The sequence below is a fragment of the Mesorhizobium sp. P160219 genome (assembly GCF_057786095.1).
Genome location: NZ_JBYNWG010000001.1, coordinates 2,013,589 through 2,034,617, shown reverse-complemented (window position 1 = coordinate 2,034,617; position 21,029 = coordinate 2,013,589). Strand labels below are relative to the sequence as shown.

Sequence of the window (21,029 nt, the reverse complement as noted above, 5' to 3'; positions counted from 1 at the left end):
CCTATCAAGGTCGGACAGGTCACCGTCCGCTGTAAGACCGGGGCGACAGCGGAAGTCGCGCAACTCTTCGTAGTGTTCGTAACGCTCTTTCCGATGGGTGATCGCGGGAGCATGCAAGCCGCACGCCTGCAATAGTCGGGGATGGAACACGTGAAGACCTGTTGACGGGCTGAAACCGTCGGTCGGCCAGCCCACAATGCCACCGACTCTGCCTGCGATTTCTCTGCGCATCGATCCTCCTATGGGTTGCGTCGCAAACTCCAGCTGAGGTCGCAAGGGCAGGTTGCGGCTTTGTTCATTGAGAGGACCCCCTGGAGGCAATACCAGGAGATTCCCTATATGGCACTTCCCGATTTACCACCGGTCATTCCGAACCACGTTCGGCGGCTTTGAAGACATTCATTGAGCGCGGCTAGCTAAATCAAGGGTACGACCTGCCGGGTGTCGATGCCGCTTTTGAAGCAGGCATCGGCACCAGATCGGTGAGCGTCGCCCGCGCAATTCAGCGGACGCGCTCGATACACCCAGTCGAATCGTGCCGCGACTTGCCGCGCCGACAGGGCGCCCGAAGACTTCAGACTTGTGACCGAAGGTCTACGCCCAGTCCTCCTCCCATTATCCACCTCCTTCAAATCAAAGTGGACGTTCAATCTGAACAAATTACGCCATCGTATCACAAACGACTTACCGATCCCCGACGTGCTCTAGCTCTAGCCTTAGTGCTTGTTAAGAAGGTCGGCTACTGTCTCTCCGCGTCGCCGGGCATCGGCGGCGAGCCACACCTCCCCCACCTCATACACGTCGCCGTGGGTACTGAACGGCACAATGACGTCAATGGCAGCCGACAGCAGGTCAAGAAGCGTGTGGTCTTCCACAGCAGCTCCTTGCGGGCTGCTCTTGACGAGTGAAAAGAGCTTTTTAAAGCCTTGGACCGGATCCGCCCCATGAATCGTTGATATTGATCCCGCATGGCCGGAGACGACTTCGCTAAGGTAGGCCCAAGCAGCATCATCGCGCATCTCGCCAAGCAATATTCGATCAGGGCGCATGCGCAAGCTGGCTTGCAACAGTTGCTCGGCTGTCACCGCACCTACGCTTGCTCGGTCCTTCGGATAGAGTAATCGGACATGGTTCTCGTGCGGGATTGCAAGTTCGAGCGTGTCCTCGATACTTATCAGCCTCTCTTGCGGGGGTATAGCGTTGATCAAAGTCTTGCTCATTGTCGTTTTGCCGCTTCCAGTAGGTCCGCAAAGCAGCATCGTGAGCCGCCCGCAAACGCATGCTCGCAAAAATTGCTCCAAGTCACCATGGTCGTAGTGCTGAAGAATCGTTTCGTCCTGCCGCTCTTGGCGCTCCTTTCGTGACCGCCATTGATTCCAACGCGAGTATTCGTAGCGAGAAGAAACTTCCTTGAGTTCGGTCACACGACTTGAGGGACGCCGTATCGTCAGGCTTATTGTTCCTGAGGGAACAGCGGGCGGCAAACAGATCTGCAGCCGCTCTCCGTTCGGCAGCTCAGTCGCACAGAGGGGGCTTTGCGGTCCGACATCTTGCTTGCGCAGCGCTCCAGCGAGGATCGCGATGTCCTCCAGATCGTCATAAGATAGCGGCAGCGGATGTTTCGTGAAAACGCCGGCCTGTCGGACAAAGGCTTCCCCAGGCCGGTTGATAGCGACCTCTTCGGTCCTTGGCTCCTCAAGCCATTTCAAAACAGGGTTGAGAAGCAAACGCAATTGGGGGTCAGCCTCCGGTCGCATTGTTGTCTCTCCGGCGTTGGCGATGTTGGGGGGCTGGCGCCACGGCGATCGGTCTAAGATCGTATACATCTGAGAAATCGAGGTCCCGAGCCACAAAGATGGATACAGCATCTCCCTGGTTTTTCTTCAGAGTTGGCGGAACGTTGATCGTTGCTCTAAGGGTCGTGTCAACGGCTTGTCCGGCGTTGCTCTGGAAGCTGTTGATGCCGCTTCCTCCACCTGAGCTGCCAGCGTATTGACCGGCGGCCTGAAACGCGCCTTGAATGACGCTCATGAGCATTGCTCCGCCAAAGCGCTGCCAGAAGTGATTATCCACCGTGCCAGGCATTCCGGAGCGGCCGAGCTCGTCAGCGCCCGGCGACGCTAGCGAAACGAGGGCATGGTCAGGCGTTTCGATGCGCGTCCACAGCACGAAGACACGCGCATCCCCCTGTTGGAGACCACGCTGGATCTCGCCAATCACGGTCGTCCCGCGATCCAAAAGCACCACGTTGTTGGTGGCGCCGCGGACGTCTTTAGGTAAGACGCACTTCACATAACCCGGTAAATTTGTGTCGACTGCCGTTTGCAAAATGCAGGGAATTATCGTTCCTTGGGTAATCACGAGATCAGGGTGCGGCAAAAGTGTGGCCCGGCTTGGCTCCTGTATATCTGGTTTCAATCGCCCCGTCAGATCGCCAGCGTCTGAAATCTCATGCGAGGTCGCGGGAGCATCCCTATGGTTGTCTTCGCTCCGCTGACCGTCGTTGGGCATTTGACCGCTGCCACTGTAGGCGAAAATTGGTGTTTCCTCCGGCGGCGGATCAGCTGGCGTCGGAGGCGGCGTGGATGGCGCAGGATCTCCTGCCTGCGCCGCCTGTACGGGTGCTGGAGCTTCGGGAGCAATCTCAATCGGCACGGGGCGGAATGGCTCGGCGTCGGCGACAATTGGAGGTTTTGGCTGAGTTGGCTCGTCTTGTGTGCTGGGACGACCGCCGAGCCAGATGAGCGATAGAGATGAGATGAGAACGAGAGCAGCGACGGCCAACTTCTGCAATCCCGAAACATGCCGGCGGGCCGGCTCCGAGACCATCGATCCTGAGGCATGGACATCTTGTCCCGACTGTGGGCCGGTTTCATTCATCGGCCGGGCCTTTCAAAACGCGCCACACGTCGGGTGTCACTGTACCGGTCCCTGGCGCTCGTCCCACAGGGTCATAAGCCCTGTTGAAAATGGACAAGACCGTATTGCCATCTCTCAGACGCCATTCCCGGGCGACTGCGGATACTTCAACATAGTCTCCTTTGACCGTGTAATTGGCAGCGGCTTCCTTGCCGTCGGGATTGATAATGTAGAGGGAGGGTATGCGGGAATTGCTTGCGAAGCCAAATACGGTGGTAAAGCCATTATCGAAAACTTCCAGCGGCGCCAGCGATCGATCGCCCTTTGCGACGTAGTGAAAATTGCTTTCGTCCGGACTGGTAGTTGCGGCGGGCCGATTCAACAAATCCTGAACTCTCTCGTCGCGCAGCACTTTCGCCCGGGCCTGACCAAGAATCGAGCGCCTTTCTGCGTCCTTTCTCTGAGCAGCAGCCTCATCAGCAGGATAGGTGAACTGCACGCTGTAGTATAGGTCAGGTTGCTGCTCATCGAGTTTTGGCATCGCTCTCGTTGAAATACTGAAGACGTATCTCCGTGTACCGGACTCACTCTCGGCCAGCACGACGACCGGCTGCGGCGGGAGCATCCGGCTAGCCTTAAAAAAGAGATAGTTGGCGCGCGGGAGGGCAGCCAGGTCTTTGCTATTGGAAACGGCCACGGCTGCGACTGTCTCGTTGGCCGCGAATGTGACAACCAGCGTTGCCCCCACTGCGGTAGACAGGCGCACCACTTCGTCAGGACGGTAAGCCAGGTAGCGCATGCGCGCATCGTGCTTGCCGGCAAGTGGTGTGTCTTCCGCGGACGCTTCCATCGTTAAGAAGAGTGAACAGACCAGCGCGAGAAACGCTCTTTTTGTCATGGCTGCACATAGCCCAGGTTCGATACGCTATCTTCCGAGCTTTGATAGGAAGTGACGAGTAGACCTCCCGGATTGGTGAGCCTCGATTGCCCAGGCAGACCCGTCAAGCGCTCGTAGCGGATGGTAGCTGTCCAGGTGGTCACTATCGGCATCTGCCCATCGACAACAAGCGAACGTTTGTAACGGATCTGTTGAACGTCCGGACTGATGTCGTTTGAAGAAATATGCCCGACCTCGAGCTTGCCGCGTTTGCCGACCGTGACTTGCGGCGAGGTGGGATTGGGATAGTTGAAGAAATCTTGATATTGCTGTCGCACAGCCGGCGCGCTGAAACTGGATACGAGGTCATAGGCGTATTGGGCTGTATCTGCTGTGTACCCCTCGCGCAGGCGTACATATTCCCACAGCGAAGCATTTATGACGGCTCGGTCTTGGGTTGCCGGCAGTCGAGAGACTGACACTTCGCTGTCGACGGTCCCATCCGGCCGGACCCAGAGGAACACAGGTACGAGCTTGGCCAACGGGACCATGGCAGCAATGGTAAATGCCTGGGCAACATTTCCTAGGACCGCCGCTGCGGCAAAGGCTATCAGGGCCTTTGACAGGCGCCGCGCAGACTTCGCTCGTGAAGTTTGAAACGCTTCCACCTTCTTATAGTGGGCGGCTAGCGTTTCTCTCTCCACCAGAAGGGCATGTTCAGGAACTTTCACTTTGGCTCTTCCGCGCATTCGACCCGAAGATCCTCAGGGGTGGTTTCCCATTGTCCCACGTTCAGTTGGAATGGGGCACCCGCGCATGTCGCAAGCCCATGGCTCGTCTTGCAGGCGGCCAAAGCGAGGATTGACAGAAGTAGGCAATATTTCATGTTTTTGGCACCGAGCTTGTCGATTGATTAAGCACCCGCCGTTTTGGCAAAGTGGCGATTGAGGCTGTTAAGAGGTCGGTTCGCACCTCCCCAAGAGCCGCCGGCGATGCTGCTGGCGATCGTCGGAAGCGCGACGATCAGAGCGTCACCAGCTAGGAAAAGCATGTCGAGCTCGTAAAGCCCGATGATCTTGGCTGCTGTCGTGCCCGAGAATTTGATCATCAAAAGCATGGCTGCCAGCGAGACTGCTTCGGCAGCGATTACTATCGTTGCAACGATGTTGAGGAGGAGAAGCAGCAGCCCGTACGAGAGCAGTTGGCCGATCCATCTGGTGGCTATGTCTCGAGTGTGATCAAAAAGGTAGCCTACAAGGACCAGGGGGCCGATCGTCAAGAGCACCTTCGTCAGAATTCCAACGGCATCGTAGATCTCGAACGCTGTCCACAGCGCGCCGTAGAAAATCCATTGCGCTCCCTCGAAAGCAAGTATGTCCTGGCCGTTCATAGGCCCAATTTCGGAAGCAATCAGCTGAAAGACATACTGGCTTGAAGCAAACATAAGATCGAGCTTCTGGGGGATTCCGATGAAGGGCAAGTCGCTGCCACTGATGTCGTGAGCCAACCTCGGAATCGTGTCGTCGAAGAGCGCTTCAATGTACTGCTGATAGTTGGCCTGCCCTAAGATAAGGGCGACGACAATCGACACCATGATTACGCGCGAGATACCCCCGCGCGCATCGACTTGACCACGCATGACCAGACAGCCTTGGATTATTATCCAGAGCGTGACACACGCAACCAGAGGCGCACTGACCGCCGCTTGGACGTTTTCAAGCACTTTGTGCAGCCCGGACGTGAAGGCCCCATGAAAGATCGTGTGTATAGTCGTGAATGGCGCGGGAATTTTAAAATTCATGGCGTGAGCCTGATGTGTCCCTGATCAGCGCAGCTGAGCCTGATGAACTCTGTGTGGTTTACGGGAGGATGCTAAACATATTAGCGGTGTCCTGATGTTCGCGACGCTGCGTGGCGGCCTCCTCCACGGCGTGAAGGCTCCCTTGTGCAGTGGCCATTGTCAGCAGACTCGTGGCCTGGACATTTTGGATCATCGCATCGTGAATCTGCTTGAGGACCAGACCGTTGGTCACGGTGGCCTGCATAATATTTCCCGAGCGGGAAAGCTGACCAAGCGTGCCGGCGTTATCCTTAAGGCGCTTGTCCATCATGCCCAAAGTGTCGGCTGCAATAGCTGCGGCATTGGCGGCCCCGGCGATTTGTCCCTGTAACAGTTTCGCTTCTGAATCGGTGCCGTTGACTATCCGATTTGGGTCCTTCGCAATGTTACGGGCCATAATCGAAGCTGGCGCCCGAGCATCAAACATCTGCTCCTCCAGCTTATTGCTCGACGGGTAGTGATTTCCTTGGTTAAGTGAGCTTAGCAGTCCCGTGACAGCGAATGACGACGTTAGAATTGTCACCATTTCAATCGTGGTAGCGAGCGTCTCGATTGACCTCTCAAGGATCGCCGCATTGGAAAGCGCTGTTAAGGTCGCTTGTGTTTCTGTTACAGGGTCGCTGACGATAAATTGCGAACGGGCCTGTCCGTGAAGCAGAAGGGAAGCAGCAAGGGTCGTTACTGCAAGTTTGGCAAATTTCATGAATATTCCTCCGTCAGTCTTGAACTTCGTGGTACCGGGCCATGAACTTGTCGAGCCACCCACTTGGGGCGTCTCCGTGCTGGTTACGAAGCTGGTCGGCAAAGCGCACTGTGTTGGCCCGCCCCGAGAGTACGGCTACGTACTCGCGCATCTGCCCAAGATCGAATTCGCAAACAATACTCCCGCTATCGCGCTTGAGCAAAAACTTGCGGCTGCCGATTGCCATTCCCTGGCGGATTGCCTCGAACTCCTGCGCAGTGCACTTCAAGCCATCGACATACGCAGAGCGGTCCGCCGTCGGTGATGGGTAGAAAATTTTCGTCATACATTGCGCAACGAGACTAGCTCCGAGAGGCGATTCCAGAACGTGTTCAGGCTGCTGCGTTGCGAGTATCAACATGCCGTTGTTTTTGCGGACCGTGAGCAAGAACTTGTCGATAACGGCCGAGAATTGGGGGTTGAGTAGATAGAATCGAAATTCGTCGCAGCTCATGACGAACCGACGACCATCGACGATAGCGCCCACTCGATGCAGAAGGTATGCGGCGGCCGGTGCACAGACCTCCTCATATTCCAGGAGCTGCGTCATGTCGAAGCCCGTAATGGAGGCATCCAGCCTTACTTCGTCCACGTCGCCGTCAAAGGCCCATCCAAGCGCCCCCCCTCTACACCACCGCTGCAGCCGTGCTCCTGCGCCCTCGGAGGGGCTGTGCAATAGGAACTCGCGCAGGCCCGCAAGTGAGCGCATAGGGGGTTCGAACGAAAGCTGACGAACAATGCCGCGTTCCAGCCGACGGCTTTCCTCCGGCGAGATCGGACCACGGCCGTCACTCTCGATCAGGGCCATCAACCACTCGCGCAGAAAGTCCCGGGAGGCGGAGGTGTTGTCCAGTCCACGCAGAGGGGCCAAGCCGCTCGGAGCGCCTCTGCGCAACGCAAGATATGTCCCTCCCGTGGCTCGCACCAGCAGTTCACCACCCCGATCCTTGTCGAAGAAGACGATCGCACCATTGCGATCGACCAAGCTTTGCTCAAGCATCGCGAGGACAAAGGTCATCAGCGTCGTCTTGCCTTTGCCAACGGGCCCGAATATTGCCGTCATGCCGACGTCATTCTCATGGGGGATGTAGTCGAAAGAAGTTCCACCGTTTGTGCGAAAGCGCGCAACAGCATTGCCCCAGTGGCCGGAACTGGAACCGCTTGGGAAGTTCTCAAATGAGACGAGCCCGGCAAAATTGTGTGAGGTGATCGCCCCCGGGCGCGTGCGCCACCTGTTGTTCCCCGGAAGTTGGGACCAATATGCGGCCTCCATGCCGATGCCCTCTTGGACGATAACGGCGCCCGCGTCGGCCAGCCGTGCGCGGGCACTTGCTGCGCGATCTGCAAGGCTATTGAGGCTGTCGGCATAGACGCACAGGCTCAGATGATGCGAACCCATCACGAATTCGTTGCTTGCCAGTGCGTCCTCTGCCTCGGCAAGTTCATTGATCTGGGTGAGAGCCTTGTCGCCGGCACTCGTCATCTGGCTGGACTTAAGGCTTAGTTTGGCATGAGCTTGTGGGCGAGTGAGGAAGGAAAAGCTCTGGCTCAGGACAAGCGGGAAGTTGGCGGACAGCAAGGAATTTAGCATGCCCGGCCGCGTCGTCGCCGGATATTCACGGAACGAAAACAATGATCCGACGGAGCTATCCCCGGGCCTTCGAATCTCAAGCGCCCGCTTCCCGCAGATGACCTGGTCAGTGTAGATGGAGGCGCCAAGTGAGCCGGTAACCATCGGAACCGGAAGAAACCGGCAAGTCATCATGAGCCGAAGCGCCTCGCCGATTTCCGTGAAGAGCACGTTGCCTTTCTCACGAATGCCCAACCGGCGCAGACCGTAACCGCCGAGTGCGCCAGCAGTGATGTGCCAGAGGTCTTCCAGGCTCCGCATTTGGGTGGCTAGATCGTGCTCATTCCGTCTGCGGGACTTGGCAATCCGCAAGCCGATCTTGCCGATTGCGGTGCGGGGGGACACGATCAAAGTGAGGAAGTGATCGTTGCGAAAGAGCTTTCCCGACAGCACACGACGCTCGTAGGCCTCGCTCAGACTGCCAGCGAATGCACTTTGAAACTGGCGCGGCGCCGGCGCCGGCACATCGTTGTGTCTCACAAGATGAGCGTATATCGAGACATTGTCATCGGCGATGTTGCGCAAGAGAGTGTTGAACGCGCGGCAGCGCGAGTTGCGCATCTCAGCGTCTTCCAAATCAAAGGGCACACCGTTCACATGTGCCATGGCCATGATCGATCCGTCTTCCAGAAGGACAACCTGATCGCTTACGTGACCAACATACGGAAGGTAGATCTCGCCAGACCTCTCGGTCCGGCCGCTGGCGCCGAACATTACACCATTCCTCTTCCGCGTTTCGGCACTCTGATCGGATTGGCGCTGACGCTTGCGCCTCCCCAGACCGGCCCGTCCACGCTTCTGCCGGCCGTCTGCAAATAGAGCAGCACGACGCTTGCCGCGTTATAGTCACGCTCAACAACCAGCCGTGCTCCGAACCAGAGTGGCACGAGAACGATTTCGTAGAGCGGGTTCTGAAGGATAATGATAACAAGCCCAGCCAACATCATGAGCAATCCGGCCAGCGTCAGCGGCACCCCCAGAAACAGTGCGGGGCGCGTCGCCGCCACATAGAGGGTGCTCACTTCCAACCGGTCGCTCATCAGCCGCCGCCTATGAGCGCCTTGCCCAGGAAGCTGGCCCCGAACATGATGACGATCCCTCCAACGACACCCGCAACCAGGCCAAGTGAAGCACGACCGAACATCCAAGAGATACCGATGGCTACGAGCCCGAGCACGGCCAGTGATTGTCCAAAGGGGCCAAGTATGAACGTGCAGATATTCTGGACCATCTTGGCAGGATCCGTCCCTCCGGTCACCTGAGCCGCGGCTGGCCCGCTGTAGAAGACCGTCCACGCCGCGCCTGCAGCAGCGGCCGGTACATATTCAGCCGCCATGCGCAGCATGGAAAAAGGCGAAGGAACACGCGTTTTAAGCGCACGAAGTATCTTGAGTGGCGTCATCATTGCATCTCCATGTTTCAATCGAATACGAGTTTGTTCGGGTTCGCGGGTTCCCGTGCTTTCGCAGCCTGGCTGCCTGTCGGACCGGAGGGATCGGCCCCGGAGCGGTCTGGCTGATACGAGCCCCAAATGTCCCAAGAATCTTGGTTGGGCTGCTTCTTTCTATTGGCCTGTTGGCTCTGCTGGAGCAGAGGCGGCACGGCTTTCCGACCGGGTGCCTCAAGGTGCGGCACATCTCGAGCAGTCGGCTCCAGCGTTCGCTCAAGGAGACTTGAGATGTCCTTTGCGGCCGACTCGACCTTGCGTACATAACCGTTGGCGAAGCCACGCGTGACGTCGCCCGTGTTATAGGCCGAGATGGCACGGCGAAGCGCCAGTTGCTGTGCCACAGCAGTGGTGCCGCCGGCATACCGGCTTTCAAGCAAGTGGGCGGCAGCCGAAAGCGAGGCGCAGGGCTCGAAAGCCCTTTCCGGCGTAAGATTGAGCATGGCAAAGTTCTTGCTGTTTATCTGCATCAATCCAACATCGACAGAATGTTGTGCTTCGAGGCGTTCCTTGATGCCCCGCGTGGCTTCCAGGTGGTCTATCCAGCGAAGCTGCTCACCTGTGGTGTTGTCATGAGCCACCAGCGTGTCAAAGCCACTTTCAATCTTGGCAATCGCGGCGAGGGTGGACGGCGCAACCCAGGGAGCGCATTTGCGCGACAGGCTGCGGAACTCACGCGGGGAAAGTGGCGCGGGCTCGGCTGGGAGTGACATGGATGTCAACAGGACGACGGCCAGCGGCCAAGCTGCAATAAACATTCCCTATCACCTACCTTTCCAAGCCGCCGGACGGGTTCTGGCCCTGTCCGGCACGCGCTTATCGGGGAGGTTTGTTACTGTGTGATGTTCAAGTTCAGCTTTTCGGTTTCAATTGAAGCAAAGACCGTGTTCGTATCAGCGTGGGTAAGCATCTTGCGCATGCGTGGGTGGCGCGGGCCCGATCAGCCAGCGACATCCGGAGCGTCTTGGTACAATGACTCCTGTACAGGATTTTGCTCGTCCCGGCCGTCCGTTGCTCCTGGAGTGTGGGCCACGACTTTGGCGTCATGGATGGTACTTCTGTCAGCGCCAAGCCAAGGACAAAATGGGGAGCTTGGCGGGCTTGTTCAGGCTCGGGATCACCGTGGGGAATCGACTAAGGCGATAAAGCGGCCCAACTTTGCCGGTATGCTGCCGGTCCTTAAAGAGCAGCCATGCGCGGCCCTGCACACTCAGATCATTGCTTGAGACGCGAGCTCGTCCGCGAAGCTGGCTCGAAGGCGCAAATCCGCGGCGGCGAGGGTCAACTGGGAAGACGTGGCGGCGCAGCCCATCCTGGTGCGAGCCTCGTTCAGCTGTTCGGCCGCCGCCGCCAAAGGGTGGATCATGCACAGTTCAATCGGCAGATAACCGCACGTCATTGACGGAGTCCGACGGCGCAATGGACAAGCATAGTGACACGCTCAAGATGGAGGAGTTGCAGTAACTGAAATGTTAGCCCGGACGTTCACCGCAACCGGCTACCTGCCGGTCGCCGAACAGCATTTGAGGCCGCCGGCCACCTTGGACGAAGCCGGCTTGGCAGGAGACGCACTATTTTGCACAAGGCCGCTGCAGCGAATCACGGTCTTCTTCCGCCGACCGCCTCTCCGATCAAGCCAAACGCCGCGCTGCTCAACCATGTCCGAGCTGGATCCACGAGCCGGAGGATATCGAGATGATCCAGGTCCGCAAACTCCAGGATGACCAGGATGCAAGGGCATAGCAGGAAACTTGGCATCCATGAGGTCGAACTTGAGTGATATTGGCAGGCCTGCACCAACGGGGGAGCTCGAAGCGAAAAAGCGAAGGACCACACGGCAGGGTCATGTCGGCGCTTGGACCTGTCTGGTGGCCACGGGCTGCCTTGGTGCGGTCAATTCGCTGGGGATGAAAAGAACAGGACGAGCACGGCCTCACATTGGCCGCACGCAACGGCGAGTGGTATCAAGGAGCAGCTGTTCTGGGTCGGTGCCCCAGGGTTGCTCGGCAACAGGTTTAGACAAGGGGATTCAAGATTGAAGGTGTGCCGTTGAAACATGTTCTTGTCATTGACGATGATGCCGCAATGCGGCGCCTCATCGCCGAGTATCTCACGATGCATGCCCTGAAGGTAACCGCAGTCCACGATAGCAAGCAGTTTGACTATGTTCTTTCACGTGAGCCAGTCGATCTCGTGGTTGTTGACCTTAACCTAGGCCGGGAGGATGGACTTGCGATCGTCCGCAATCTGGCGACAAAATCGGATGTTCCTATCATAGTGATCAGCGGCGACCGGCTTGATGAGGCGGAAAAAGTGGTTGCACTGGAGCTCGGCGCAACCGATTTCATTCCCAAGCCTTTCGGGATGCGCGAATTCCTGGCCCGCATTCGAGTAGCGCTACGCCAGCGCATTTCTAGTCCGCGAACCAGAGAGCAGCGCTCATTTCGCTTTGGGGCCTGGAAGCTCAGCGTGAAGCAGCGGCGACTGATCTGTGCGGAGCGTGGCGAGGTCAAGCTTACCGCATGTGAGTTCAATCTCTTGATCGCATTTCTGGAGAACCCCCGCAACGTGCTATCCAGAGAACGGCTTTTGCTCGCGAGCCGTGTGCGTGGAGAAGAGGTGTACGATCGAAGTATCGATGTCCTAATCATGCGCTTGCGCCGAAAGCTGGAGGCTGATGCGGCCAACCCTCGCCTGGTCAAAACATCCCGTGGCGCAGGCTACTTCTTCAACGCTGACGTAGATGTTAGCTACGGAGGCACGTTGGCCGCGTGACAGTGAGCTATGCTGGAGATTGGGGTGACGAGGCTGATCAAGCCTTCCAACAGTACCAGCCTGATCAATTACGGCGAGAGCTACCGGTCCGGAGATCGCATCAGCCCCTCTCTGCATATGCACGCGGCCGCCTGAATTGCCGATTTCGCTCAGCTGCTGCTGAATGGCGACGGCTTGCGGCGCATTCAGGGCCCTCTGCGTCTCCGCTGGCCACAACAGCGCTGTGGGATGTTCATTGTTGGGACGACTCACTCGGGTGGCAGGTGGTTGCATGGTCAAGCTCATCCGGCGAAGGGCGGATCTGCTGTTGGCTGGCAGCCAGGACTGGGGGCGGCGGCCCGAACTCCGGCGTCCCAGAGCTTGCGAAAGCCTCCGACACGCTTCTGTTGAGGTCATCCCGTCCATCGGGCATCCTGGGTTGCTGAAAAAAGATGAGGCGGCTTGATGATCCTGCCCTCGCTGAAGCACCTCGCGAGACCCCCTGTTCCAGTCGCAGAAGCTCCTCTGGATTGGTTGGCGGCTCGTCAGCTCGACCATCGAACAGCGGCCGGGGCGCCTCGGACACGTGCTGCTCAAAGCCCACTCGCCGGGCTTTGCCCGCTTGCCCCTCTTCCAAGCCGGCGTCCTGCACCTGCGACAAAGCTGTTACACGGGATGGAGTTTTTCGCGGGGTCCACACCAGCCTCACATCAAACTGTATCGTCAAAGTCCTGCGCCAATTCACACAGCGGGTCATCGAGTTGAGATCCGGCGGAGAGCGCCTCCTCTGTTCCCGTCAAGGGCGCCGGCTCCGGGAGGGCGCCTGTCTGGCGTTCAAAGATGCGTTTCAGAATGCGATCCGAGAAGTAACGCACCTTCCTCAATTTTAATGGTGGCAGACCTTTGATGAGAACAATCTCGTAGTCGTCATCGAGCAGCCGAACCTGTTCGGGACGCAATAGCGGTGCACCTTGATGTGAATTCTGAATGGTCCAGTCGAACGTTCGCGCCTGGCTGTGGGAAATCGATTTGGCTTCAAACGTGTATTCACCGATGGCCTTGGAAATGTAGTTCGGAGTCTCGTCATCAGCCGTGGCCATGAACACTTGCAGTCCGGTATTGCTGAGAAAATTCTGCTTGCCAGCCTCTCCATAAGCCCCCGTCAGTGCCGAAAGGCTTTGGATGATGAGCATGAAACGCCCCTTGTAGCCCGCGATAGTCGTGATTGCGGTCTCGATCGCCTCCAGCTTACCCAGGTGCTTGAACTCATCGAGCAGGAAGAGAACCTCGTGCTTTTCATCCCGGCGGGCCAGCGACCGCTGCAGAATTGAAACGATTTGCTGAAAAAACAAGCGTATCAAAGGCGCGATCACCTCAAGGTCGTTCGGACCAACGCAAAGATAGATGCACGTTCTGCGACGGCGAAGATCATAGACCGAAAAGTCCGAGCGACTTGTGGCCGCCTTTACAGCGGGATCCGCCCACAGGTTGAGCCCGCCATCGCCGAGCACGGAAGTGTAGGAGGTTAGGATTTTCGTATCGTTCCCCGCCATGTCGTCGAAGATGCGTTGTGCCTCTTTGTTCTGAGTCTCCATGGCGAGTCGCGCGAAGAGCTTAAACTTCTCCCCCGGCTGGGCGAAGAGGTCGTAGACGGCGCCGATTGTTGGCGTGCCCCGCTCGATGCAGGCAAGGATTCCCGCGACAAAGATATCTCGCGCGCCGCTGACGAAACCTTCCGCGCCCTCCCCCTTGGCCGTAATCAGGTTTGCGGCCAAGCGGCGGGCCTCGGTGAATTGCTGCTGTGGAGGCAGCGCTATAAGATCCAACAGCGGATTGTAGCAGTTTGTGCGCCGCTCCGAATCCAGCGGCGCGAATTTAAACACGTCGTCACCTGCGGCTTTGCGCGCCCTCGAGGTGAGCTCAAAGAGCTCCCCCTTGACGTCCAGAGCTATCACCGAGCCTTTGAATGTAAGTAGCGTTGGAATGACTATGCCGACGCCCTTGCCAGCGCGGGTCGGTGCAACGATGAGGCTGTGAGGCTGCTCGCCATTGGTCAGGTAGTAGCCAGGCCAGAAAGGGCCACTTGTCTTCCCAAACACCGGCCCTGTCACGCCACGGTATCGTCGCAGATATCCCGTGCGTCGCATTTCATCCACTCGAGCCCAACGAGCCGTCCCGTGGTGTTCGAGCTTGCGGCGCAATACGATCTGCTGAATCAGCAAGACGACCGCGGACGTCGAGAGCACGATAGCCGCGCCCCGATAGAAAACGGGGGTTGCGAAACCCAAATAGAAGGGCGTTTCAAACCAAAAGGCACGGACATCAAACGCCATCAGAGCCTCGCCGCTGCCGCCGTGGCGGAAGGTTGCGTAAAGACTTGCCGCACAGAAGCCCACGGCGAGTGAGCACGCGATGCTAATGGCTATGTTGGGGGGCGTCGTTTTTGTTGAAAGCATTGTTCCATTGCCGGATTAGCCGTAGCTAATGCTGCGCGTGCTTCAGAGACCGAACCGGCGTCGCGCGATGTCGCCGCTCGACAGATCGATGCCGCAGTGGGTGGTGCGATGCTTGCAGCGCATCACCCGGCAGACGTGGTTTTTGAAAGTTACACTAAGCAGGTACGTCAACGGCCAGCGAATTGGAAACGGCAAGGCCGTAGACGGAATTCGGGAGAGAAAGCGTCACTGTACCATGGCCGAGACATCAACGGCCGGAGCGATCTCTGCTTCTGGTGGCCTCCATTAGGTCCTCTCGGGCGTGATTGTAGGCTTGGCTTATGGACCGCCCGACTTGAGCACCCCGCTGCAGCTGTTCATAGGAGGTTTGCGGGCCTACTGTATCACGGACTGCAGCCTCAATACCTGCTATGTGGCCGTCCAGATTCGCACTCCGTTCCTCTGCTGCATGCTGCGGCGGCGGCATGTGCGGCAAGATGTCTTGCATGCCGGGAAAAACTGAGTGAGCTTGGGCCTGTTGATTTGCGTCGAACTGGTGATACATGTTGAGAATAGCATTGGATGCCATGTTTCTGACATTGCCATCCGGATCAGAAGAAGCCAATCCAATGGCCTGATCAAGAATGCGAGATTTGTTTTCCTCAGTAAACTTACTGAAGTGTGGCGCAACGTAATAAGTTCCGAGAGCTTGCGACGGCGGATCCATGTTGCCAATGCGATTAACAATAGCATCTTGCAGCCCTGGCGTTAGGTAATTACCTAGATTACTGGCCGCTCCGACTTTCTGCAATGCTATGTCATCCGTGCTGTACCCCAATTCGGCTGTTAATGTCGCGGCCAGATTGATGGCTGATCGTCCAAGCCGATTGGTCCGCCTTTCAAATCTCGCGAGGTCAGTTTCTGGCCCGGGTTGAGTGCCCCGAACGGCTGTTCGCTCGTGCGTCCCGAGGCCTTTGAAGCCCCCAAGATTTCGCGCTGTATCGCGCGGGTTAGCGGTTACCAGCCGTTCTGCAACATCGCTCAATGGCCCCTCTGGAACGTCACGGAGGCTACTGCTCCCCACGCCTTGAGATGATCTTGCAGCTGCGCGTGCCCGTTTGTTATCGCGATCCATTGCTCGCCTCCAAAGTAGTTATTCTACCCAGAGGTTACCACCGAAGCTTGACCTGCTAAACCGATATGATGTTACAGTTGTAGTATGGCAAAGGGTTCCCAGCTCTGTGGGTCTGCCAAGTGCCCGTCCAAGCCGAAGAAAATACGATGAAGCTGGCATCAAATGCGATGTGAACTGCCCCGGGCTTTCCGGAGGCCGTTTCGTTTGAGTTACGCGGCTATGGCTGGTTCATCCAACATGGCGTAGTAGCGTTCCTCGGCTTCGGCCGGCGGGATGTTGCCGATGGGCTCCAGCAGCCGGCGATTGTTGAAGCAGTCGACCCATTCGAGCGTGGCGAACTCGACGGCCTCAAATGAGCGCCAGGGTCCGCGTCGATGGATCACCTCGGCCTTGTAAAGACCGTTGATCGTTTCGACGAGAGCATTATCGAAAGAGTCGCCGGCACTGCCCACCGAGGGTTCGACGCCGGCCTCCGCCAAGCGCTCGGTGTATCGAATGCTGACGTATTGGGCGGATTCAACCGGTCGTCGCGACACCAAGGGATTGGAGGTGGCAATGACGGTTCACCAACGCGCTTCGATCGGTGCACTCGAAAGAAGCTGGATTCGCCCGGGCGTCCGCCTGCCTGGCAGCGTGAGAATCGCTTCCGGTTCTGGCAAGCTATTGCCTTGGGACATTCGAGCGAGGAGGCCGCACTGGATGCCGGTACATCAACGCCTCTTGGTCCGCGCTGGTTTCGGAGTACAGGAGGGATGCCGCCAACGCATTTGGCGCCGTGGGCGAAGCCGCCTTCGGGGCGATATCTTTCTTTCGGGAGCGCGAGGATATTGCGCTTGAGCTTGCCAAGGGGATCGGCATCCGGGCCATTGCTCGTAAGCTAGGTCGGCCGCCGAGCACAATCTCGCGGGAGGTCAGGCGCAATGCCGCGACGCGTAGCGGCAATCTGGATTACCGGCCAGTGCCGCCCAATGGCACGCCGATCGTGAGTCCCGCCGGCCTCCTGGCAAGCTGGCGGTCAATCCGGCTCTGCGTGAATATGTTGAGGAGCGCTTGGCCGGCAAAGTCACCAACCCCAATGGCGCCTCATTCGAGGGCCCCAAGGTGGGTGTGGAAAAAACGACAGAGCCGGAGGTGGTCGGCAACCTGGAGCCCCGAGCAGATCGCTAAATCGGCTTCAGATCGATTACCCAGAGGATCAAACCATGCGGATCAGCCACGAGACGATCTATCAGTCCTTGTACATTCAAGGACGCGGAGCATTGCGCCGAGGACTGACCGCATGTCTGCGTTCAGGCCGAGCGTTGCGCGTACCGCCCGAACGCGCGTACCGCGCGAACGGGCCCGAGTTCGCAACAAGTCCTTCATTGGAGACGCCCTTATAATAAGCGACCGTCCGGCCGAAATTGCCGATCGGGCTGTCCCCGGACATTGGGAAGGCGACCTCATCCTTGGCCTCGGAAGCTAGGCGATCGGTACGCTCGTGGAACGAAGTTCACGCTTCACAATGCGTGCTTCACCTGCCGCGCATGCAATGGCTATCAGCAGAGCCTGCGCATCAAGAACGGTCCACCACTTGCCGGCCACGGCGTTGAAGCAGTCCGCAGAGCCATAGCCCGATCCATGGGCAAACTTCCCGAGCAACTGCGTCAGTCGCTGACTTGGGCCCATGGAGCGGAAATGGCGCAGCAGCCGACCTGCGCATCGACACCGGGCTCGAGATTTTCTTCTGCGATCCCCAAGCCCGTGGCAGCGAGACTCCAACGAAAACACCAACGGCTTGCTGAGACAGTACTTTCCAAAGGGCACGGATCTCAGTCGGCACACAGCCCGGGAACTGGACGCAGTCGCCCATGCTATCAACACAAGACCGCGCAAAACGCTCGGCTGGAAAACACCTGCCGAACTCCTCGACCAACTCCTTGGGGGACAGTATGATGCCGGTGTTGCGACGATCCGGTTGAATCCGCCTTGGCTGCCTCTATCGCTGTGATGGATGAGCCCGCCTCCCCGCACGGGCCGCCGATCATCGAGAGCCTGTTCCAGGGCATCGAGAACGAAGGCTGCATGCGCCGTCCGGCTCACCCGCCAGCCGAAGATCCGACGGGCATAGGTGTCGATGACAAAGGCGACATAGACGAAGCCCGTCCAGGTCGCGACGCAGGTGAAGTCGGAGACCCGCAGCATGTTCGGCGCGGAGCAGTGGAACTGGTGGTTGACGTGGTCGAGAGGGCAAGGTGCGGCCTTGTCGCTCACCGTAGTGCGGATCGGCGGACGATGCCTTCGAGGCTCATGGCCTTCATCAAGCGGGCAACCGTGCAGCGGGCGACGTCGAAGCCCTCGCGACGCAACCGCCGCCAGACCTTGCGAACGCCGTAGACGCGGAAGTTCGCCTCAAACCGTCGGACCTCATGCTTCGAGGCTGTATCCCATCTTGCCCGAGCCGACAGCCGGCAGGGGTCGACGCGCTTGGCGACATGGTCGTGGTAGGTCGACGGGGCGATCGGCAGCACCTTGCAGATCGGCTCAACCCCATGCGCCTTGCGGTGATCGTCGATGAACGCGATCGTGGCCTGAACCGGCGGTCGAGCTTCGCCTGGGCAAAATACGCGGAAGCCCTGCTCTCGTTGGCCTGCGAAGCTCGCGGCTCTCGCGTTCCAGAGCCTTCAGTTTCGTCGCAGCATCCGTGGGAACTCCGGCGCGCACGCCGCCGTCACGCTCGGCTTTCTTGCAGCCGATCTTGGCGGCGATCGATGAAACCGCCGCCCAGCGCGACGTATGCTCGCGTTCGTGATCCAGAACCAGCCGCACCGCGGGGGGTCCGGACCTCGGGAGAGAACTTGTTGGTCGCCTTGCTTGTCATGGTTCCACCTTCTCAGGAGTTGGAGCCTCCGATCAACCCGGGGCGGAACACAACAAGGGGCACGGATCAATCTGGGCGGAAACCCTAGAGAATCAGCCCTCAGAGCCTTTGGTAATAACCGACCCCTCGCACCTGTTTGGGCTGGGTGTACAAGTCAGGTTTTCATCAGGTTGGACGAGTATGTCTGGCAGCCAGAGCGCGACCACTTCCGTGCCCGCCCGCTCGTCTGGCAGACACACAAAGGAGAAAGATATGCCGTCAGCTACAAGCAGCGCCATCGTTTCCTGCCGCAGATCATCGCCCATCCGGTCTGGCCCTCCTTCAGGTCCCCTTGAGCCTGTGTCTCGTCGAGGAAATGGCCCGGGAGCGGGATCGTGGTTTCGTATGAGACAATCCGCCGGTGCGGCAACAAATGCGGTCCGCATCCGGAGCCATTACGTCGCGGCACTTGATATTGCAGTGCAGCAAAGGTAGAGGGCCGCCCCTTATCGGAGTGTCGTCCATGGTCCTTACCAATACCGGTAGCGAGGCAGAACCCGTCGAACAGTCGAGCCATCCGGCAATCGAACAGCAAAGCCCCAAGGTGCTGATGCTAGGCGCGCTCGGCGTTGTCTATGGCGATATTGGCACCAGCCCGATCTACGCGTTCCGTGAGGCGCTGGTGGCGTCGTCGGGCGGCAATGTCGCCGAGCGCGGCGATATCCTCGGCGTGCTGTCGCTGATCATCTGGTCGCTGACTATCATCGTCACCATCAAGTACATCATGTTCGTGCTGCGCGCCGATAACGGCGGCGAGGGCGGCGTGCTGTCGCTGATGGCGCTAGCGCGCGGCAGTTTCCCCAAGCGGTCGGCGGTGATCCTGGGCATCGGCATCGTCGGCGCCTCGCTGTTTTTCGGCGACGCGGTCATCACGCCCGCGATTTCGGTGCTGTCGGCTGTCGAGGGTATGAACGTCGTCACGCCGACCTTCCAGCCCTATGTGGTGCCGCTGACACTGGTCATCCTGGCCATGGTGTTCGCGGTGCAGCGCTTTGGCACCGGCGGGGTGGGATTGGTGTTCGGCCCGGTGACCGCCGTATGGTTCCTGGCAATTGGCCTTTCCGGTCTCAACCACATCATCGCCGATCCAGAAATCCTGTGGGCGGTGAGCCCGCACTACATCGTCGCCTTCCTGATCCATTCGCCCGACGTCGCTTTCGTGACCATCGGCGCCATCTTCCTCGCCGTCACCGGCGCCGAAGCACTCTATGCCGATCTCGGCCATTTCGGATGCAGGCCCATCGTGGTCGCCTGGCTGTGGATCGTGTTTCCCTGCCTGCTGCTCAACTATGCTGGGCAGGGCGCTTTCGTGCTGGCGAAGAACGGTCACGTCGGCCACCCATTCTTCGAGATGAACGAAGGCTGGACGCTGATCCCGATGGTGGTGCTGGCAACCGCCGCGACGGTTATCGCCAGCCAGGCGGTGATCTCCGGCGCCTTCTCGCTGACCAGGCAGGCGGTGCAGCTCAATATGCTGCCGCGTCTCGAAATCCTGCACACCTCGGAACGGCAGTCGGGCCAGATCTACATGCCACGTGTCAATCTGTTGCTGGCGCTGGCGGTGATGCTGCTGGTGGTCGGTTTCGGCGAATCGAGCAAGCTGGCCTCGGCCTATGGCATCTCGGTGACCGGCAACATGCTGGTGACGACGGTGCTGCTGTTCGTCGTCATGACGCGCATTTGGAAATGGCGCCTGTGGGTGGCGGTGGCGATGACGGCGGTGTTCGCCTTCATCGACATCGGCTTCTTTGCCTCCAACATCGTGAAGGTGTTCGAGGGCGGCTGGGCGTCGCTTGCGGTGGCCTTCACCATCGTTCTGGCGATGTGGACCTGGGTGCGCGGCAGCCGCTATCTGTTCGACAAGACCCGGCGCAACGAAATCCCGCTCGATTTCCTCGCCGGCAATCTGCTGAAGAAGAAGCCGCAGCTGGTGTCCGGCACCGCCGTGTTCCTGACCAGCGATCCGCAAAGCGCGCCGACAGCGCTGATGCACAGCCTGAAGCACTACAAGGTGCTGCACGAGCAGAACGTCATTCTGTCGGTGGTCACCGCACCGCAGCCGCTGGTGCCCGACAGCGAGCGGGTCAAGATGGAGACAGTCAACGAGCTGTTCATGCGGGTGACGCTGACCTTCGGCTATATGGAGCAGCCCAACATTCCGCGCGCGCTGGCGATCTGCCGCAAGCAGGGCTGGAAGTTCGACATCATGACGACGTCGTTCTTCCTGTCGCGGCGCTCGCTCAAGGCATCGCCCAATTCCGGCATGCCGGTGTGGCAGGACAAGCTGTTCATCGGGCTCGCCCGCTCGGCGGCCGATGCGACGGAGTATTTCCAGATCCCGACCGGACGTGTGGTCGAGATCGGCACGCAGGTGGCGATTTAGGGCATGCCGCGGTTGAGAAGAATCGGTG

15 protein-coding genes, 3 pseudogenes and 1 other annotated feature are annotated in these 21,029 nt (G+C 58.7%); of the genes and pseudogenes, 3 read left to right on the top strand and 15 right to left on the bottom strand.

Annotated elements, in window-relative coordinates:
* Positions 1 to 716 precede the first annotated feature (716 nt).
* The 11 genes from virB11 to AC3EMP_RS09780 all read right to left on the bottom strand — a co-directional run bounded on the left by virB11 (position 717) and on the right by AC3EMP_RS09780 (position 10,153).
* Positions 717 to 1,757, bottom strand: coding sequence for a P-type DNA transfer ATPase VirB11 (gene virB11, locus AC3EMP_RS09830; RefSeq protein WP_023673699.1), 1,041 nt, complete (start codon positions 1,755 to 1,757; stop codon positions 717 to 719).
* Positions 1,741 to 2,880 carry a type IV secretion system protein VirB10 gene (gene virB10 / locus AC3EMP_RS09825; protein ID WP_023724799.1) on the bottom strand — a complete coding sequence of 380 codons (1,140 nt, stop codon included), beginning with the start codon at positions 2,878 to 2,880 and terminating at the stop codon, positions 1,741 to 1,743. The genes virB11 and virB10 overlap by 17 nt, the downstream gene beginning before the upstream one ends.
* On the bottom strand, positions 2,873 to 3,757 hold the full coding sequence (locus AC3EMP_RS09820; RefSeq protein ID WP_023673701.1) for a TrbG/VirB9 family P-type conjugative transfer protein: 885 nt from the start codon (positions 3,755 to 3,757) through the stop codon (positions 2,873 to 2,875). Before AC3EMP_RS09820 ends, virB10 begins: the two co-directional genes overlap by 8 nt.
* Entirely contained in the window at positions 3,754 to 4,467 is a 714-nt protein-coding gene (locus AC3EMP_RS09815; protein ID WP_023685154.1) for a type IV secretion system protein VirB8, read from the bottom strand. Before AC3EMP_RS09815 ends, AC3EMP_RS09820 begins: the two co-directional genes overlap by 4 nt.
* Positions 4,464 to 4,622, bottom strand: a complete 159-nt coding sequence (locus AC3EMP_RS09810) for a type IV secretion system lipoprotein VirB7 (RefSeq protein WP_081726271.1) — start codon at positions 4,620 to 4,622, stop codon at positions 4,464 to 4,466. The genes AC3EMP_RS09815 and AC3EMP_RS09810 overlap by 4 nt, the downstream gene beginning before the upstream one ends.
* Positions 4,623 to 4,649: 27 nt before the next feature.
* Entirely contained in the window at positions 4,650 to 5,537 is an 888-nt protein-coding gene (locus AC3EMP_RS09805; RefSeq protein ID WP_023673703.1) for a type IV secretion system protein, read from the bottom strand.
* 58 nt (positions 5,538 to 5,595) lie between these two features.
* Entirely contained in the window at positions 5,596 to 6,279 is a 684-nt protein-coding gene (locus AC3EMP_RS09800) for a TrbJ/VirB5 family protein (RefSeq protein WP_023673704.1), read from the bottom strand.
* 13 nt (positions 6,280 to 6,292) lie between these two features.
* Complete coding sequence (gene virB4, locus AC3EMP_RS09795) at positions 6,293 to 8,662, bottom strand: type IV secretion/conjugal transfer ATPase VirB4 (RefSeq protein ID WP_023685155.1); 2,370 nt, start codon at positions 8,660 to 8,662, stop codon at positions 6,293 to 6,295.
* On the bottom strand, positions 8,662 to 8,988 hold the full coding sequence (locus AC3EMP_RS09790) for a type IV secretion system protein VirB3 (RefSeq protein ID WP_023673706.1): 327 nt from the start codon (positions 8,986 to 8,988) through the stop codon (positions 8,662 to 8,664). The genes virB4 and AC3EMP_RS09790 overlap by 1 nt, the downstream gene beginning before the upstream one ends.
* A complete protein-coding gene (gene virB2, locus AC3EMP_RS09785) occupies positions 8,988 to 9,293 on the bottom strand; it encodes a pilin major subunit VirB2 (RefSeq protein ID WP_023673707.1) in 306 nt (101 codons plus the stop codon). Before virB2 ends, AC3EMP_RS09790 begins: the two co-directional genes overlap by 1 nt.
* A gap of 74 nt (positions 9,294 to 9,367) precedes the next feature.
* The gene (locus AC3EMP_RS09780) at positions 9,368 to 10,153 is read right to left on the bottom strand and encodes a type IV secretion system lytic transglycosylase VirB1 (RefSeq protein ID WP_023724798.1); all 786 of its coding nucleotides are present in this window, start codon (positions 10,151 to 10,153) and stop codon (positions 9,368 to 9,370) included.
* A gap of 1,291 nt (positions 10,154 to 11,444) precedes the next feature.
* Between AC3EMP_RS09780 and virG the strand changes: the two genes are divergently transcribed.
* Positions 11,445 to 12,170 (top strand): two-component system response regulator VirG, encoded by a 726-nt coding sequence (gene virG / locus AC3EMP_RS09775; protein ID WP_023685159.1) that lies wholly within the window; start codon positions 11,445 to 11,447, stop codon positions 12,168 to 12,170.
* 689 nt (positions 12,171 to 12,859) lie between these two features.
* Here virG and virD4 read toward each other — a convergent pair.
* The 3 genes and pseudogenes from virD4 to AC3EMP_RS09760 all read right to left on the bottom strand — a co-directional run.
* Complete coding sequence (virD4, locus tag AC3EMP_RS09770; protein ID WP_023746487.1) at positions 12,860 to 14,605, bottom strand: type IV secretion system ATPase VirD4; 1,746 nt, start codon at positions 14,603 to 14,605, stop codon at positions 12,860 to 12,862.
* Between the two features lie 247 nt (positions 14,606 to 14,852).
* On the bottom strand, positions 14,853 to 15,629 hold the full coding sequence (locus AC3EMP_RS09765; protein ID WP_245263145.1) for a hypothetical protein: 777 nt from the start codon (positions 15,627 to 15,629) through the stop codon (positions 14,853 to 14,855).
* 299 nt (positions 15,630 to 15,928) lie between these two features.
* Positions 15,929 to 16,231: pseudogene (locus tag AC3EMP_RS09760) on the bottom strand (integrase core domain-containing protein); the annotation flags it as partial.
* Positions 16,232 to 16,261: 30 nt separating this feature from the next.
* Between AC3EMP_RS09760 and AC3EMP_RS09755 the strand changes: the two are divergent.
* Positions 16,262 to 17,709: pseudogene (locus tag AC3EMP_RS09755) on the top strand (IS30 family transposase).
* Here AC3EMP_RS09755 and AC3EMP_RS09750 read toward each other — a convergent pair.
* Positions 17,688 to 18,579, bottom strand: a pseudogene (locus AC3EMP_RS09750) (IS3 family transposase); the annotation flags it as partial. The pseudogenes AC3EMP_RS09755 and AC3EMP_RS09750 sit on opposite strands and share 22 nt — an antisense overlap.
* Positions 18,212 to 18,328 (bottom strand) — a sequence feature (AL1L pseudoknot). Its footprint overlaps the pseudogene before it by 117 nt.
* Before the next feature lie 502 nt (positions 18,580 to 19,081).
* Between AC3EMP_RS09750 and AC3EMP_RS09745 the strand changes: the two are divergent.
* Positions 19,082 to 21,001, top strand: a complete 1,920-nt coding sequence (locus AC3EMP_RS09745) for a potassium transporter Kup (RefSeq protein ID WP_286487837.1) — start codon at positions 19,082 to 19,084, stop codon at positions 20,999 to 21,001.
* Positions 21,002 to 21,029: the final 28 nt, after the last annotated feature.